The sequence below is a fragment of the Streptomyces sp. NPDC005878 genome (assembly GCF_040629815.1).
In the GTDB taxonomy this organism is placed as follows: domain Bacteria; phylum Actinomycetota; class Actinomycetes; order Streptomycetales; family Streptomycetaceae; genus Streptomyces.
Window position 1 is genome coordinate 450,377 of record NZ_JBEXWK010000003.1, and the last position, 14,170, is coordinate 464,546.

Sequence of the window (14,170 nt, forward strand, 5' to 3'; positions counted from 1 at the left end):
CCGGGGAATTCTCTGTCGAAATGTTATGAACACAGGGGCGGATCGTGTCAAAGGACACAGTCCGCCCCCGTTCTCCTACGACAACTGCCGTATACGACTTCCTACTTGAGTCGTGCCATCAGTGCGTGCTCGACCAGCGTGATCAGCGCGCTCTTCGCGTCGCCGCGGTGGCGGGCGTCGGTGGTGATGATCGGGGTGTCCGGGCCGATCTGGAGGGCCTCGCGGACCTCGTCGGGGGTGTACGGCTGGTGGCCGTCGAAGCCGTTGAGGGCGATGACGAACGGCAGGCCGCTGTTCTCGAAGTAGTCGACGGCCGGGAAGCAGTCGGCGAGACGGCGGGTGTCGACGAGGACGACGGCGCCGATGGCGCCGCGGACCAGGTCGTCCCACATGAACCAGAAGCGGTCCTGGCCGGGCGTACCGAACAGGTACAGGATCAGGTCCTGGTCGAGCGTGATGCGGCCGAAGTCCATGGCCACCGTAGTGGTGGTCTTGTCCCCGGTGTGGGTCAGGTCGTCGATGCCCGCGGAAGCGGACGTCATGACGGCCTCGGTGCGCAGCGGGTTGATCTCCGAGACGGCCCCGACGAACGTGGTCTTGCCCACGCCGAAGCCGCCCGCCACCACGATCTTCGCGGACGTGGTGGAGCGGGCGGCACCGCCGCTAGAGCTTGCGAAGTCCACTGAGCACCCTTTCGAGCAGCGTCACATCCGGCGTGCCGCCGGCCTCTCCATTGCCCGGCTGGTGGATGGCCACCATGCCGGCCTCCGCCAGGTCGGCGACAAGAATCCGGGCCACACCGAGCGGCATCTGCAGCAGCGCCGAGACCTCCGCCACCGACTTGACCTCGCGGCACAGGTGGCAGATCCGCTGGTGCTCCGGCAGGAGCGTGGCCAGGTGGGCCGGGTCCGCGGTCGTGCTGACCAGCGCCTCGATGGCCAGCTGGTAGCGCGGCCGGGTCCGGCCGCCCGTCATGGCGTACGGGCGGACCAGCGGCTGGTCGCCTTCACTGTCGTAGTGCGCGTCGTGCAGAGCGCCGTACGAATCGTGTGAGGCGGGTGGCGGGGTCATTGATCCTCCGGGCGGGACAGCAGGGACAGCGAGTGTCTTCGAGCCGTCTGATGTGGCCGGTGGGGGGCGGGGCGCGGCCGGACGGTGGTTTCTGACTGAGTGGGGGGCCTCAGTGGAGCAGGCTCCCCTGGAGCTCCGCTCGCAGGTCCGGGGTGAGAACGGAGCCGGCGCGGTCGACCAGGAGGGCCATCTCGTAACCGACCAGGCCGATGTCGCACTCGGGGTGGGCGAGCACGGCCAGCGAGGAGCCGTCGGAGACGGACATGAGGAAGAGGAAGCCGCGCTCCATCTCCACCACGGTCTGGGCGACGGTGCCGCCCTCGAAGATCCGGGACGCACCCGCGGTCAGCGAGGTGAGGCCGGACGCCACGGCCGCGAGCTGGTCGGCCCGGTCCCGCGGGAATCCTTCGGACATGGCAAGCAGCAGGCCGTCGGCGGAGACCACCACCGTGTGGGACACCCCGGGGGTGTTGTCCACGAAGTTGGTGATCAACCAGTTCAGATTCTGCGCCGCCTGGCTCATCTGACTCAACTATCGCTCCTGCTGGTGAGTGGGGTCCATCGAGAAACTGCCGGTCGACGGGCCGTTGCCGGCCTGCCGCCCCTGCTGGATACCCCGGCGGAGATTGGTCAGCCGACCGCGCACATCGTCGGGCGCGCGCGAGACCTGGGGGCCTGCCTGGTTCTGCTGCTGCTGTGCGGTACCCGCGACCAGGTTGGCACGCGGTACCCGCTTGGGCAGACCGGAAGTGGTGACACCGCCGGCGGCGGGCTTGCGGGCCCGCTCGGCCTGGCGGACGAGTTCGTCGTTGGGCGAGGGCCGCCAGCTGCCGTTTCCGGCCGCGCCGCCCGCGTCCCGCTGCCCGGGCGCCGGACGGCGCTCGGGGTTCTGCGGTGCCGCGGCCGGGGGCTGCGCCGGACGCAGGCCCTGGGGCCCGCCCTGACCGGCCTGGCCCGGGTGACCCTGGCCCTGCTGGGGCGCGGGCTGACCCGGCTGCTGACCGTCCTGACCGCCCTGGCCGTGGAACCAGTTGGTCTCCAGGGTGTCATACAGCGGCGTACGTCCGTCACCGGCGTGGGGCGCCGGCGGCAGGGCCTCGGGCTGCGACGGCTGCGGCGGGGACCCGGCACCCGGACGCCGGTTGCCCTGGGGCTGCTGCGGCGCCTGGTACTGCTGGGGCTGCGGCTGCTGGGGACGGGGCGCGTCGAAGTCCGGCCGGGCGAACTCCGAGGTGGCCGCGGGCCCCTGGCGGTCGTCCATCGCCGGGCGGGCGTACTGGCCGGTGTTCTGGCCGGCGCCGGGAGCGCCGCCCTGACCCTGACCCTGGCCAGGGTTCTGGCCGTACGCGCCGGGGCGCTCGAACTGGCCGGTCGCCTGCGGCGGCAGGGACGCGGGGTCCTGGGAGCCCTGCGGGGCGCCGAAGACGTCCGGGCGCACGAACTGGCCGGTGGACTGCGGCGACGGGGGCCCGTCCTGGCGGCCGGGCGGCGGCCCGTCGAAGTCGGGGCGGGCGAACTCGGCCGTGGAGCCGGGGCCCTGGCGCTCGTCGAGCTGCGGCCGGGAGTACTGGCCGGTGTGCTGCTCGCTCTCCTCGTGGCCGCGCGGTCCGTCCTGCGCCGGCTGCTCGTTGCCCCAGCTCGCGGCCTGCGGGCGCTGCGGGGCGCCGCCGCCGGGCAGCTCGGCGCGCGGGGCGCCGCCCTGCGGGGGCTGCGGGCGGTCGCCGCGGCGCGGGGCCGGCGGCTGCTGGGCCGGGATGCCGGTGCCGAAGGCGCCGACCTGGCCGAAGCCGCCCTGGTTCTGGCCCTGGCGGGGCTGCGGGGCGCCGCCGTCGCGCGGGGGCAGAGCGGCACGGGGACCCGCGCCGCCGCCCACCGCGCCGCGCGGGGCGCCCGTGCCGAGCCGTCCGCCGCCACCGGGGCCGCCGGCCGGGCCGCTGCCGAGCGCACCGGCCAGACCCGCGCGGGCACCGGGGCCCGGGGTCACGCCGGGGCGGCCGGCACCGGGGCCCGAGGGCGCCTGGCCCTGGGGGCCGCCGGGCTTGCCGGGAGCCTTCTTGCCGCCCTGGGCGACGTCGACGGGCAGCATGACGAGCGCCGTCGTACCGCCGGAGTCGGAGGGGCGCAGCTGGATGCGGATGCCGTGACGCAGGGAGAGGCGGCCGACCACGAACAGACCCATGCGGCGCGAGACCGAGACGTCCACGGTGGGCGGCGAGGCGAGCCGCTCGTTGATCGCGGCGAGGTCCTCGGGGGAGAGGCCGATGCCGGTGTCGTGGATCTCGACGAGCACCCGGCCGTCGGGCAGGGCGTGACCGGTGACGCGGACCTTGGTCTGCGGCGAGGAGAACGAGGTGGCGTTCTCCAGCAGCTCGGCGAGCAGGTGCACGAGGTCGTTGACCACGCGGCCGGCGACGTCGGTCGCGGGCACGGCGGCCAGTTCGATGCGCTCGTACTGCTCCACCTCGGAGGCGGCGGCGCGGAGCACGTCGACCAGCGGGACCGGGCGGGTCCAGCGGCGGCCGGGCTCCTCACCGGCGAGGACGAGGAGGTTCTCGCCGTTCCGGCGCATACGGGTCGCGAGGTGGTCGAGCTTGAAGAGCGAGGAGAGCTGGTCCGGGTCCGCCTCGCGGGACTCCAGCTCGGAGATGAGCGAGAGCTGGCGCTGGATGAGGCCCTGGGAGCGGCGCGAGAGGTTGGTGAACATCGCGTTGACGTTGCCTCGCAGCAGCGCCTGCTCGGCGGCGAGGCGGACGGCCTCGCGGTGCACGTCGTCGAAGGCCGCGGCCACCTGGCCGATCTCGTCCCGGGAGTGCACGCCGACCGACTCCACGGACGTGTCGACGTCCTGCGGGTCGGACTCGGAGAGCTGCTTGACGAGCTCGGGCAGCCGGTCCTGGGCGACCCGGGTGGCGGTGTCCTGGAGCCGCCGCAGCGAGCGGATCATGGACCGGGCCACGACGAACGCGCCGACCAGCGAGACGCCGAGGACGATGAGGATCAGGGCACCGTTGAGGATCGCGTCCCGCTGCGACTGGTCGCGCAGCTCGCGGGCCTTCTGCTCCATCTCGCCGAGCAGGGTCTGCTCGATCGTCTTCATCTGGTTGATCTTGTTGGAGTCCTGGTCGTACCAGTCGAGGTACGAGCGCCTGGTCTCCGTGGCGAGGCCGCCCTTGAGGACGCGCTGGGAGTACGCGTTGGCCGCGGTGATCTCCGTGTTGCCCTTGTCGAGCGGAGCCATCAGCTCTTCGGGGTTGCCGTGGTTGCTCTCGTAGACGATCGAGAACGACGACAGCTCCTGGCGCTCGCCGTCCGCCGCGGACTTGGCGTAGAGGCGGTCGGACTCGGCGAGGGTGCCGGTCTTGTCCTTGGTCGCGGGGAGCGCGGCGGCGATGATCGCGCGCTGGATGGAGGCGTACTCCTTGGCGGAGGAGAACGCGGCCAGCGCACGGGTGCGCTTGATCATCTCCGGGTTGGAGGTGGCCTGGGCCATGTCCTGGGAGAGGCTGAGCAGACCGCGGATGAGGCGGCTGTAGCCCTCGACGGTCTGGGAGTCCGAGACGTCGCCGCGGTAGGCGCTCTTGCGGATGTTGTCGAGGTCCTGGAGCTGGATCGCGATGGCCGTGACGTTACGGCGGATCGACTCCAGGGCGTCGTCGTTGTCCGGGTTGTCGACGTCCTGGGTGGCCGTCATGAACGACTGCTTGACCCGGTCGGTGGTGGACTTGGCCGTCTGGACCATGTCCGCGCCGGTGCCGGTGGCCAGCGGGCCCGCCGACTTGTCGCGCTCCTCCTGGAGCGCGGCGGCCAGCTCGGTGGCCTGCTTGGTCATGTCGGTGAGCAGCTGCATGTGGTCCAGCTGCTTCATGTCGTTCATCGACTCGTTGATGCGCAGCCCGCCGAGGGTGGTCGCGGCGACCACGGGCAGGGTCAGCAGCGCGACCAGTCGGGTGGAGATGCGCCAGTTGCGCAGGGCTATTCGCGACCCGGTGTCCACGGCCGGCTTCGGCTTGGGCGCGGCCGAGGGCTTCTCGCCGCCCGCGGCGGAGCGGCCCGTGGGGCCGGAGGGGCCGGCCTTGTCGTCACCGCCCGGCGAAGGAGCCGACGGATTCTGGGTGGCCCGGGGGTTCTGGGCGTGCTGGGGCGAGGAACTGACTGATGTGGGGCCAGTCCCGCCGTGCGGCTCCTGCTCCGCCGCAGCGCTGCCATCCCTCTTGAAACGTCCCTGCACTAGCGTCGCAACCTCTGGACCAGGCGTCCCCCGCTCTGAACGGAAGGGACGGTGTCGGCGTCGTGGGGCAAGTGTGCGCCCCATGTGTTGGTCGTGAGTGACCGGCGCTTGTTGGTCTCCCCCTCCCCGCCGCCACTCGGCGCTGCGTTGCGCCCCTGCGCGCCGGTCAGTGACCCGCGGCGGTGCGTGGAATTCCAGCACAGTGCCGGATCTCCAACAAGGCCCGTGTACCGGGCTGTGACCTGAGTGACACATTGTGATGAACGAGTCACGAGCCGTAGAAACTGGGCACGGATGAATCGGACTTTTGCCCACGAGTCGCTTACGTGGGAGGTGCTACCCAGTCGCCATGATCAAGAGCGGAATGGAGGGTTCAGTGGTGCAATGTCCGATTGGTCGGGCCGAGTTGACGGGGCGTATTGTCCGGAATGGTTACCCACTCGTGAGCAAACTCACACGATGATCGTCGCCTCTACAGCCGTTTGCCGGGAATTCGAATGTTTAGCCTGACGCTTTACAGGGATGGCCAATCCGACAACCGGCGCCGCGCGCGCCCCGCAACCGACAGGGTCCGAACGGCAGATGAAGACGACGATGATGATCCGCACCATAGCCAACCCCCGCCGCACCACCCTCGCGCACCTCGCGGACGCCGAGGAGATGACGGCGGAGCTCCTGCCCGAGCACCCGGTCGACCTGCCCGCCCAGACGGCCAACCCGCGCCGCACCACCCTGATGGACGCCCCGGTCGTCGCCGCCGCCCCGTGAGCCGAGGGGGCACTCCCCCCTTCCCGTACGCCACCGGGCGCTCCCACCGGCCCGGACGGCGTCCTCGGGGCGCGGGTCGCCCCCTCACCCGCGTTAGCCTGGAGCGTCAGTCTCCAGCCAGCGACCAAGTGAGGGGCGACAGCATCCCGTGCGCATCGCCAGATTCTCCATCGACGGCAATGTCGCCTTCGGCGCGGTCGAGGACACCCCGCAGGGGCCCGTGCTCGACATCATCAAGGGCATTCCGTACGCCGACTTCGAGCTCTCGGGGACCAAGGTCCCGCTGAGCAAGGTCCGGCTGCTGCCGCCGGTGCTGCCGAACAAGGTCGTGGCCATCGGCCGCAACTACGCGGAGCACGTCAAGGAGCTCGGCAACGCCCTCGTCGACGATCAGGGGCGCCCCGAGGCGCCCGTCGCCTTCTTCAAGCCCACCACCTCGGTGATCGGCTCCGGCGACGCGATCGAGTACCCCTCCTTCTCCGACGAGCTGCACCACGAGGCCGAGCTGGCCGTGGTGATCGGCCGGATGTGCCGCGAGGTCCCGCGCGAGCGCGTCAAGGACGTCATCTTCGGCTACACCTGCGCCAACGACGTCACCGCCCGCGACGTCCAGCGGCGCGAGAAGCAGTGGGCCCGCGCCAAGGGCTTCGACACCTCGTGCCCCCTCGGCCCCTGGGTGGAGACCGACCTCGACCCCACCGATCTCACGATCCAGGCGACGGTCAACGGCGAACAGCGCCAGCTGGGCCGCACCAGCGACATGATCCGCTCCATCGAGGACCTGGTCGTCCACATCACCGAGGCCATGACGTTGCTCCCCGGCGACGTCATCCTCACCGGCACCCCCGCCGGGGTCGGCCCCCTCAACGCCGGCGACGAGGTCGCCGTCACCATCGAAGGCATCGGCACTCTCACCAACAAGGTGATCAAGCGTGGCTAACGCGACGAACGTCCGCGTACGTTTCTGTCCCTCCCCGACCGGCAACCCCCACGTGGGCCTGGTCAGGACCGCCCTGTTCAACTGGGCGTACGCCCGGCACGTGGGCGGCACCATCGTCTTCCGCATCGAGGACACCGACGCGGCGCGCGACTCCGAGGAGTCGTACCAGCAGCTCCTGGACTCCTTCCGCTGGCTCGGCCTGGACTGGGACGAGAGCCCGGAGCTGGGCGGCCCGCACGCCCCCTACCGCCAGTCCCAGCGGATGGACATCTACCGGGACGTGGCCGGCAAGCTGCTCGCGGGCGGCTACGCGTACCACTGCTACTGCACCACCGAGGAGCTCGACCAGCGCCGCGAGGCGGCCCGCGCCGCCGGGAAGCCCTCGGGCTACGACGGCCACTGCCGCGAGCTGAGCGCGGAGCAGAAGGCGGCGTACGAGGCGGAGGGCCGCACGGCCATCGTCCGCTTCCGGATGCCCGACGAGCCGATCACCTTCACGGACCTGGTCCGCGGCGAGCTGACCTTCACCCCGGACAACGTGCCGGACTACGGCATCGTCCGCGCCAACGGCGCCCCGCTGTACACGCTGGTCAACCCGGTCGACGACGCCCTGATGGAGATCACCCACGTCCTGCGCGGCGAGGACCTGCTCTCCTCCACCCCCCGCCAGATCGCGCTCTACAAGGCGCTCATCGAGCTGGGCGTGGCCAAGGAGACCCCGGTCTTCGGCCATCTGCCGTACGTCATGGGCGAGGGCAACAAGAAGCTCTCCAAGCGCGACCCGCAGGCGTCCCTGAACGTCTACCGCGAGCGCGGCTTCCTCCCCGAGGGCCTCCTCAACTACCTCTCGCTCCTCGGCTGGTCCTTCTCGGCCGACCAGGACGTCTTCTCGCTCTCCGACATGGTCGCGCGGTTCGACGTGGCGGACGTCAACGCCAACCCGGCGCGCTTCGACCTCAAGAAGGCCGAGTCGATCAACGCCGACCACATCCGCATGCTGGACGTGAAGGCCTTCACGGACGCCTGCGAGCCGTGGCTGAACGCCCCGCACGCCCCCTGGGCGCCCGAGGACTTCGACCGCGCCGCCTGGGAGGCCATCGCGCCGCACGCCCAGACGCGTCTGACCGTCCTGTCGGAGATCACGGCCAACGTCGACTTCCTCTTCCTGAAGGAGCCGGCCGAGGACGAGGCGTCCTGGGCCAAGGCGATGAAGGAGGGCTCGGACGCGCTGATGCGCACGGCCCGGGAGAAGCTGGAGACGGCCGACTGGTCCTCCCCGGAGTCCCTCAAGGAGGCCGTCCTGGCCGCCGGCGAGGCGCACGGCCTCAAGCTCGGCAAGGCGCAGGCCCCGGTCCGCGTCGCCGTCACCGGCCGCACGATCGGGCTGCCGCTCTTCGAGTCCCTGGAGATCCTGGGCAAGGAGAGGACGCTGGCCCGCATCGACGCGGCGCTGGCGAAGCTGGCGGCATAGTCGCTTGACGTATGTCCCGAAGGGGCGTGGGCCGGTCCGGCCGACGCCCCTTCGGCGTACCGTCGTGGCATGACCGTCCGCGCCGTCCTCTGGGACATCGACGACACCATCTTCGACTACGCCTCGGCCGCCCGCGGCGGCATGAACGCCCATCTGGAGGTCGAGGGGCTGCCCGGTGCCTACACGTCGACCGAGCAGGCGCTCGCGGCCTGGGACGAGCTCACCGCGTATCACTGGGCGCGGTTCGCGGCGGGGGAGACCGACTGGGAGGGCCAGCGGCGCGACCGGGTGCGCGCCTTCCTCGGCGCCGAGCTGAGCGACCCCGAGGCCGAGACCTGGTTCGAGCGCCATCTGGCCCACTACGAGGCCGCCTGGTCGCTCTTCCCGGACACCGTGCCCGTCCTGGACCTGCTCGCCGGCGGCTACCGCCACGCGGTCCTGTCCAACTCCTCCCTCCACCACCAGGAGCGCAAGCTCCGGGTCCTGGGCGTCCGCGACCGCTTCGAGGCGGTGGTGTGCGCGGTCGAGCTGGGGATCTCCAAGCCCGAGGCGGCGGCCTTCCACGCGGCCTGCGAGGCGCTGGGGCTGGCCCCCGAGGAGGTCGCGTACGTGGGCGACCAGCCGGACATCGACGCGCGCGGCGCCGTGGAGGCCGGGCTCCTGGGGATCTGGCTGGACCGCAACGGACTGGGCGGCAGGCCCGAACTGGTCCGGATCACGGGCCTGGAGGAGCTCCCCGGCCTGCTGCGCCGGGATACCCGTTTTGGAGCGCCGGACACCTTCGGGTAATGTTCTTCCTGCGCCGAGGGGAGCGGGAAGAAAAGCCCGGAACCGACAGCGCGAGCGGAGCAGGATCCCCGGTGGGGATGGTGTTCCGATGGCCTATGGTGTAATTGGCAGCACGACGGTTTCTGGTTCCGTTAGTCTAGGTTCGAGTCCTGGTAGGCCAGCTCGCAGAGCTTATCTGCACCGCGGATTCCAGATCCGCAAAGCCCCCGTTGTGTAGCGGCCTAGCACGCTGCCCTCTCAAGGCAGTAGCGCCGGTTCGAATCCGGTCGGGGGTACAGATCCTTCCCAGGGGGACAGTCCGGGTCGCACCCGCTGACTCTCATGCAGGATCGCTAGGGCCCCCGTTGTGTAGCGGCCTAGCACGCCGCCCTCTCAAGGCGGTAGCGCCGGTTCGAATCCGGTCGGGGGTACTGGTCTAAACCACCATGGGCTATGGTGTAATTGGCAACACTACGGTTTCTGGTACCGTCATTCTAGGTTCGAGTCCTGGTAGCCCAGCGGATCGCATGATCGAAAGACAGGCGATTCACCGATCTCTCGGGATCGACAACACGCCCCCGTTGTGTAGCGGCCTAGCACGCCGCCCTCTCAAGGCGGTAGCGCCGGTTCGAATCCGGTCGGGGGTACGTGAGGAAGGGGCCCGGCACACACAGTGTGCCGGGCCCCTTTCGTCGCGTCCGGCCCCTTCGTCCGTCCCGCGAGCGGGCCGGCCCCGGGGGCGCGCGTCACGGTCGGACGAAGCGCCGCGCCGACTCCTGCGCCTGGGCCAGCCGCCGCAGACTCAGCAGCACCGGCTCGTAGAGCACCGTCAACGCCACGGCCGCCTCGACCTGTTCGGCGGGGGTGCGTCCGCGCTCCACCAAGTCCAGGTCGGTGACCGCCAGTTGCGCCGCCGCGGCCGCGTACGGCGCCAACTCCTCGGGGCCGCAGGGATATCCGAGCCGGGCGAGCGCGGTCACCGCGGTGAGCAGCGTCCGGTACGCACCCGAGCTTCCGGCCGGGTCCGAGCCGCCGTACTGCCAGCCCAGCTCCTCGATCAGCGCGTCCACCGACGCGCGCGCGGCCCGCGCGTGCGGGTCGTCGGGGCCGGGCTCCGGCGCGTTCGGCAGGGCCTCCACGGCGACGCCCAGGCGGGTGTGGTGGTCCAGGGCGTCGTCCTCCAGGGCGGCCAGGACCTCCTTGGCGGCGGCCACCGGCACCCGTCCCACCTGGATCAGCGCACGGACCAGCTTGAGCCGCCGCAGGTGCGAGGCGTCGTAGTCGGCCTGGGTGGCGGTGATCCGCTCGCCCGGCGGCAGCAGGCCCTCGCGCAGGTAGTACTTGATCGTCGCCGCGGAGACCCCGCTCCGCTCGCTCAGCTCGGCCAGTCGCATACCCCTTGCGCCCTTCTTTGGAGAGTGCCACTATCTAACCACTGGATAGCGCCGCTATCCAACGCACGGCCCAAGCACATTGCCACGTCATGGGGGACTGTCATGAGCGCGAAGCTGATCGAGGGACGGATGACCGCGGGCGCCGAGGGGGACGTGGTGGTCTTCCTCATCGGAATGCGCATCAACCGCTTCCGCGCGCTGCGCAGTTGGCTGCCGGTGACCTCGGCGATGCCCCGGATGCTCAAGGAGCTCGTCAAGGAGGAGGGCAGCGGGCTGCTCGGCTTCCAGCCGGTCCTCGCCGGGCCGCGCACCCTGGCGGTCGTGCAGTACTGGGAGTCCAAGGAGAAGCTCCTGGCCTACGCCTCCGCGCAGGACAAGGAGCACCGCCCGGCCTGGGCCGCCTTCAACCGCCGGGCGCGGGGGGCGAAGGGCGCGGTGGGCATCTGGCACGAGACGTACGTGGTCCCGGCCGGGTCGTACGAGTCGGTGTACGTCGGGATGCCGTCCTTCGGGCTGGGCAAGGCGACGGGGGTGGTGCCGGTGGGGCGGCGGGGGGACCGGGCGGCGGACCGCCTGAAGCGCGTAAGGCGCCCCGGCCGGCCCGCGGCGGGCTACGCCCGCTTCCCCGCACCCCGCCGGAGTACCTGAGACTCCTCGTTCGTCTGCGGCTGGGTGGTGGGTTGCTCGCGCAGTTCCCCGCGCCCCTGGGGGTGCGATTCCTCGGGCCCCTCGTTCGTCTGCGGCTGGGTAGTGGGTTGCTCGCGCAGTTCCCCGCGCCCCTGGGGGTGCCGCCGCTCGGGGTGGTGTTTGCGCTGCCAGGGGTCTTTGTTCGTCTGCCGCTCGGTGGACGGTTGCTCGCGCAGTTCCCCGCGCCCCTGAAGGGTTGTGGCCGAGCTGGGTTCTCCGGCTGCGGGCAACCTCCCAGGGGCGCGGGGAACTGCGCGAGCAACCCACCACCGGGCCGCAGGCGGACGTGCGAGCAAACCGACCACCGGGCCGAAGGCCGAGCCGTCGGCAACCCGCCACCGGGCCGAAGGCCGAGCCGTCGGCCACCCGCCGCCGGGCCGCAGGCAGGGGCCGGGGCACCCCGCCCGGTCCCGGGCAGCGGCGTGAGCAGCCCCCACCGGGCCGCAGACAGAGTCCGGGCACAAGAAACGCCCACCGCTGCGGCGCTGGAGCGGTGGGCCGGAGATGGACGGACGGAGGAGCGGCTAGCCGTTGCGGCGCAGGGCTTCGGACAGGCGCGCGGCGGCGTCGATGACCGCCTGCGCGTGCATCCGGCCCGGGTGCCGGGTCAGGCGCTCGATCGGCCCGGAGACCGAGACCGCGGCCACCACACGGTTGGACGGACCCCGCACCGGCGCCGAGACCGACGCCACGCCCGGCTCGCGCTCGCCGATCGACTGGGCCCAGCCCCGGCGCCGTACGCCCGACAGGGCCGTCGCCGTGAAGCGGGCGCCCTGGAGACCCCGGTGCAGGCGCTCCGGCTCCTCCCAGGCCATCAGGATCTGGGCGGAGGAGCCCGCCTTCATCGTCAGGGTCGAGCCGACCGGCACGGTGTCCCGCAGACCGGACAGCCGCTCGGCCGCCGCCACGCAGATCCGCATGTCGCCCTGACGGCGGTAGAGCTGCGCGCTCTCGCCCGTCACGTCGCGCAGATGTGTGAGCACGGGGCCGGCCGTGGCCAGCAGGCGGTCCTCGCCGGCCGCGGCCGCGAGCTCCGCGAGGCGCGGGCCGAGGATGAACCGGCCCTGCATGTCCCGCGCCACCATCCGGTGGTGTTCCAGTGCCACGGCAAGGCGGTGTGCCGTGGGTCGTGCGAGTCCGGTGGCCGCGACCAACCCCGCGAGGGTGGCCGGACCGGACTCCAGGGCGCTCAGGACGAGAGCCGCCTTGTCGAGAACGCCGACGCCGCTAGAGTTGTCCATGAAACGATACTCGCGTCTCACTCTGTGAAACGCAAGTTCAATTTTCTCCGGAACTTGCGAACCTGTACTGGCGGTCCGCACAACGGCCGCAGCCACCGTCCGGTCCCGGGGGCCCGGCGGTACACCCGGTCTCTAGTTGGGCCGGCGACGACGCCGGCCGGAGGTAAAGCGATGGGTAGGACACTCGCGGAGAAGGTCTGGGACGACCATGTCGTCCGGCGCGCCGAGGGCGAGCCCGACCTCCTCTTCATCGATCTGCACCTGCTGCACGAGGTGACCAGCCCGCAGGCCTTCGACGGGCTGCGCAAGAGCGGCCGCCCGGTGCGGCGCCTCGACCTCACCATCGCCACCGAGGATCACAACACCCCGACCCTCGACATCGACAAGCCCATCGCCGACCCGGTCTCCCGGGCCCAGCTGGAGACGCTGCGCAAGAACTGTGCCGAGTTCGGCGTACGGCTGCACCCGCTCGGCGACGTCGAGCAGGGCGTGGTCCACGTGGTGGGACCGCAGCTGGGTCTGACCCAGCCCGGCACCACCGTGGTCTGCGGCGACTCGCACACCTCCACGCACGGCGCCTTCGGGGCCCTGGCGTTCGGGATCGGCACCTCACAGGTCGAGCATGTGCTCGCCACCCAGACCCTGCCACTGGCCCCGTTCAAGACCATGGCGATCACCGTCGAGGGCGAGCTGCCCGACGGCGTCACCGCCAAGGACCTGATCCTGGCCATCATCGCCAGGATCGGCACCGGCGGCGGCCAGGGATACGTCCTGGAATACCGCGGCTCCGCCATCGAGAAGCTCTCGATGGAGGCCCGGATGACCATCTGCAACATGTCGATCGAGGCCGGCGCCCGGGCGGGCATGATCGCCCCCGACCGCACCACGTTCGACTACCTCCAGGGCCGCGCGCACGCCCCGAAGGGCGCCGACTGGGACGAGGCCGTCGCGTACTGGCAGACCCTGAAGACGGACGAGGACGCGGTCTTCGACGCCGAGGTCGTCATCGACGCCACCGCGCTCTCGCCGTTCGTCACCTGGGGCACCAACCCCGGCCAGGGAGCACCGCTTTCGGCGTCCGTCCCCGACCCGGCTTCGTACGAAGACGCTTCGGAGCGCCTGGCCGCCGAAAAGGCGCTGGAGTACATGGGGTTGACCGCGGGGCAGCCGCTGCGCACCATCGACGTCGACACCGTCTTCGTGGGCTCCTGCACCAACGGCCGTATCGAGGACCTGCGCGCGGCGGCCTCGATCCTCGAGGGCCGCAGTGTCGCCGAGGGTGTCCGCATGCTCGTCGTGCCGGGTTCGGTGCGGGTCGCCCTCCAGGCCGTCGAGGAGGGCCTGGACAAGGTCTTCACCGCCGCCGGCGCCGAATGGCGGCACGCGGGCTGCTCGATGTGCCTGGGTATGAACCCGGACCAGCTGGCCCCGGGCGAGCGCTCCGCCTCCACCTCCAACCGCAACTTCGAGGGCAGGCAGGGCAAGGGCGGCCGCACCCATCTGGTGTCGCCGCAGGTCGCCGCCGCAACAGCGGTTCTCGGCCACCTGGCGTCCCCTGCCGACCTGTCCGACGCCCGTACGCCCGCTGGAGTCTGATCAGCC

Annotated in this window: 12 protein-coding genes and 5 tRNA genes; 11 read left to right on the top strand and 6 right to left on the bottom strand. The window is 71.4% G+C overall.

Going from position 1 to position 14,170, the window contains the following annotated elements:
• Positions 1-101 precede the first annotated feature (101 nt).
• The 4 genes from ABZ404_RS08240 to ABZ404_RS08255 all read right to left on the bottom strand — a co-directional run bounded on the left by ABZ404_RS08240 (position 102) and on the right by ABZ404_RS08255 (position 5,299).
• A complete protein-coding gene (locus tag ABZ404_RS08240; RefSeq protein ID WP_358837020.1) occupies positions 102-683 on the bottom strand; it encodes an ATP/GTP-binding protein in 582 nt (193 codons plus the stop codon).
• Positions 664-1,071, bottom strand: a complete 408-nt coding sequence (locus tag ABZ404_RS08245; protein ID WP_067164662.1) for a DUF742 domain-containing protein — start codon at positions 1,069-1,071, stop codon at positions 664-666. The genes ABZ404_RS08240 and ABZ404_RS08245 overlap by 20 nt, the downstream gene beginning before the upstream one ends.
• Positions 1,072-1,180: 109 nt before the next feature.
• Positions 1,181-1,594 carry a roadblock/LC7 domain-containing protein gene (locus ABZ404_RS08250; protein ID WP_067164664.1) on the bottom strand — a complete coding sequence of 138 codons (414 nt, stop codon included), beginning with the start codon at positions 1,592-1,594 and terminating at the stop codon, positions 1,181-1,183.
• 9 nt (positions 1,595-1,603) lie between these two features.
• A complete protein-coding gene (locus tag ABZ404_RS08255; protein WP_358990267.1) occupies positions 1,604-5,299 on the bottom strand; it encodes a nitrate- and nitrite sensing domain-containing protein in 3,696 nt (1,231 codons plus the stop codon).
• A gap of 582 nt (positions 5,300-5,881) precedes the next feature.
• Between ABZ404_RS08255 and ABZ404_RS08260 the strand changes: the two genes are divergently transcribed.
• The 9 genes from ABZ404_RS08260 to ABZ404_RS08300 all read left to right on the top strand — a co-directional run bounded on the left by ABZ404_RS08260 (position 5,882) and on the right by ABZ404_RS08300 (position 9,893).
• The gene (locus tag ABZ404_RS08260; RefSeq protein WP_358836812.1) at positions 5,882-6,067 is read left to right on the top strand and encodes a hypothetical protein; all 186 of its coding nucleotides are present in this window, start codon (positions 5,882-5,884) and stop codon (positions 6,065-6,067) included.
• A gap of 148 nt (positions 6,068-6,215) precedes the next feature.
• Positions 6,216-7,007: a fumarylacetoacetate hydrolase family protein gene (locus ABZ404_RS08265; RefSeq protein WP_358836813.1), complete on the top strand. Its 792-nt coding sequence runs from the start codon at positions 6,216-6,218 to the stop codon at positions 7,005-7,007.
• Entirely contained in the window at positions 7,000-8,478 is a 1,479-nt protein-coding gene (gene gltX, locus ABZ404_RS08270) for a glutamate--tRNA ligase (protein WP_358836814.1), read from the top strand. Before ABZ404_RS08265 ends, gltX begins: the two co-directional genes overlap by 8 nt.
• Before the next feature lie 69 nt (positions 8,479-8,547).
• Entirely contained in the window at positions 8,548-9,267 is a 720-nt protein-coding gene (locus ABZ404_RS08275; RefSeq protein ID WP_358836815.1) for an HAD family hydrolase, read from the top strand.
• Positions 9,268-9,356: 89 nt separating this feature from the next.
• A tRNA-Gln gene (locus tag ABZ404_RS08280) sits at positions 9,357-9,428 on the top strand.
• Between the two features lie 41 nt (positions 9,429-9,469).
• A tRNA-Glu gene (locus ABZ404_RS08285) sits at positions 9,470-9,542 on the top strand.
• Between the two features lie 62 nt (positions 9,543-9,604).
• A tRNA-Glu gene (locus tag ABZ404_RS08290) sits at positions 9,605-9,677 on the top strand.
• 16 nt (positions 9,678-9,693) lie between these two features.
• Positions 9,694-9,765 (top strand) — tRNA-Gln (locus ABZ404_RS08295).
• Positions 9,766-9,820: 55 nt separating this feature from the next.
• A tRNA-Glu gene (locus ABZ404_RS08300) sits at positions 9,821-9,893 on the top strand.
• 99 nt (positions 9,894-9,992) lie between these two features.
• On the opposite strand, the gene ABZ404_RS08305 is transcribed toward ABZ404_RS08300, so the two are convergent.
• Entirely contained in the window at positions 9,993-10,640 is a 648-nt protein-coding gene (locus ABZ404_RS08305; RefSeq protein ID WP_358837880.1) for a MerR family transcriptional regulator, read from the bottom strand.
• Between the two features lie 102 nt (positions 10,641-10,742).
• Between ABZ404_RS08305 and ABZ404_RS08310 the strand changes: the two genes are divergently transcribed.
• Positions 10,743-11,288 (top strand): DUF4188 domain-containing protein, encoded by a 546-nt coding sequence (locus tag ABZ404_RS08310; protein WP_358837879.1) that lies wholly within the window; start codon positions 10,743-10,745, stop codon positions 11,286-11,288.
• Between the two features lie 563 nt (positions 11,289-11,851).
• On the opposite strand, the gene ndgR is transcribed toward ABZ404_RS08310, so the two are convergent.
• Entirely contained in the window at positions 11,852-12,568 is a 717-nt protein-coding gene (gene ndgR, locus ABZ404_RS08315; protein ID WP_005311436.1) for an IclR family transcriptional regulator NdgR, read from the bottom strand.
• A 171-nt stretch (positions 12,569-12,739) separates the two neighbouring features.
• Here ndgR and leuC point away from each other — a divergent pair, with 171 nt between their 5' ends.
• A complete protein-coding gene (gene leuC / locus ABZ404_RS08320) occupies positions 12,740-14,164 on the top strand; it encodes a 3-isopropylmalate dehydratase large subunit (RefSeq protein ID WP_358837313.1) in 1,425 nt (474 codons plus the stop codon).
• Positions 14,165-14,170 lie beyond the last annotated feature (6 nt).

Bases quoted from the DNA above. Each gene is read 5' to 3' on its own strand.
- ABZ404_RS08245 (WP_067164662.1), bottom strand. From the start codon at position 1,071: ATGACCCCGCCACCCGCCTCACACGATTCGTACGGCGCTCTGCACGAC.
- ABZ404_RS08250 (WP_067164664.1), bottom strand. From the start codon at position 1,594: ATGAGCCAGGCGGCGCAGAATCTGAACTGGTTGATCACCAACTTCGTG.
- ABZ404_RS08260 (WP_358836812.1), top strand. From the start codon at position 5,882: ATGAAGACGACGATGATGATCCGCACCATAGCCAACCCCCGCCGCACC.
- ABZ404_RS08275 (WP_358836815.1), top strand. From the start codon at position 8,548: ATGACCGTCCGCGCCGTCCTCTGGGACATCGACGACACCATCTTCGAC.
- ABZ404_RS08305 (WP_358837880.1), bottom strand. From the start codon at position 10,640: ATGCGACTGGCCGAGCTGAGCGAGCGGAGCGGGGTCTCCGCGGCGACG.
- ABZ404_RS08310 (WP_358837879.1), top strand. From the start codon at position 10,743: ATGAGCGCGAAGCTGATCGAGGGACGGATGACCGCGGGCGCCGAGGGG.
- ndgR (WP_005311436.1), bottom strand. From the start codon at position 12,568: ATGGACAACTCTAGCGGCGTCGGCGTTCTCGACAAGGCGGCTCTCGTC.
- leuC (WP_358837313.1), top strand. From the start codon at position 12,740: ATGGGTAGGACACTCGCGGAGAAGGTCTGGGACGACCATGTCGTCCGG.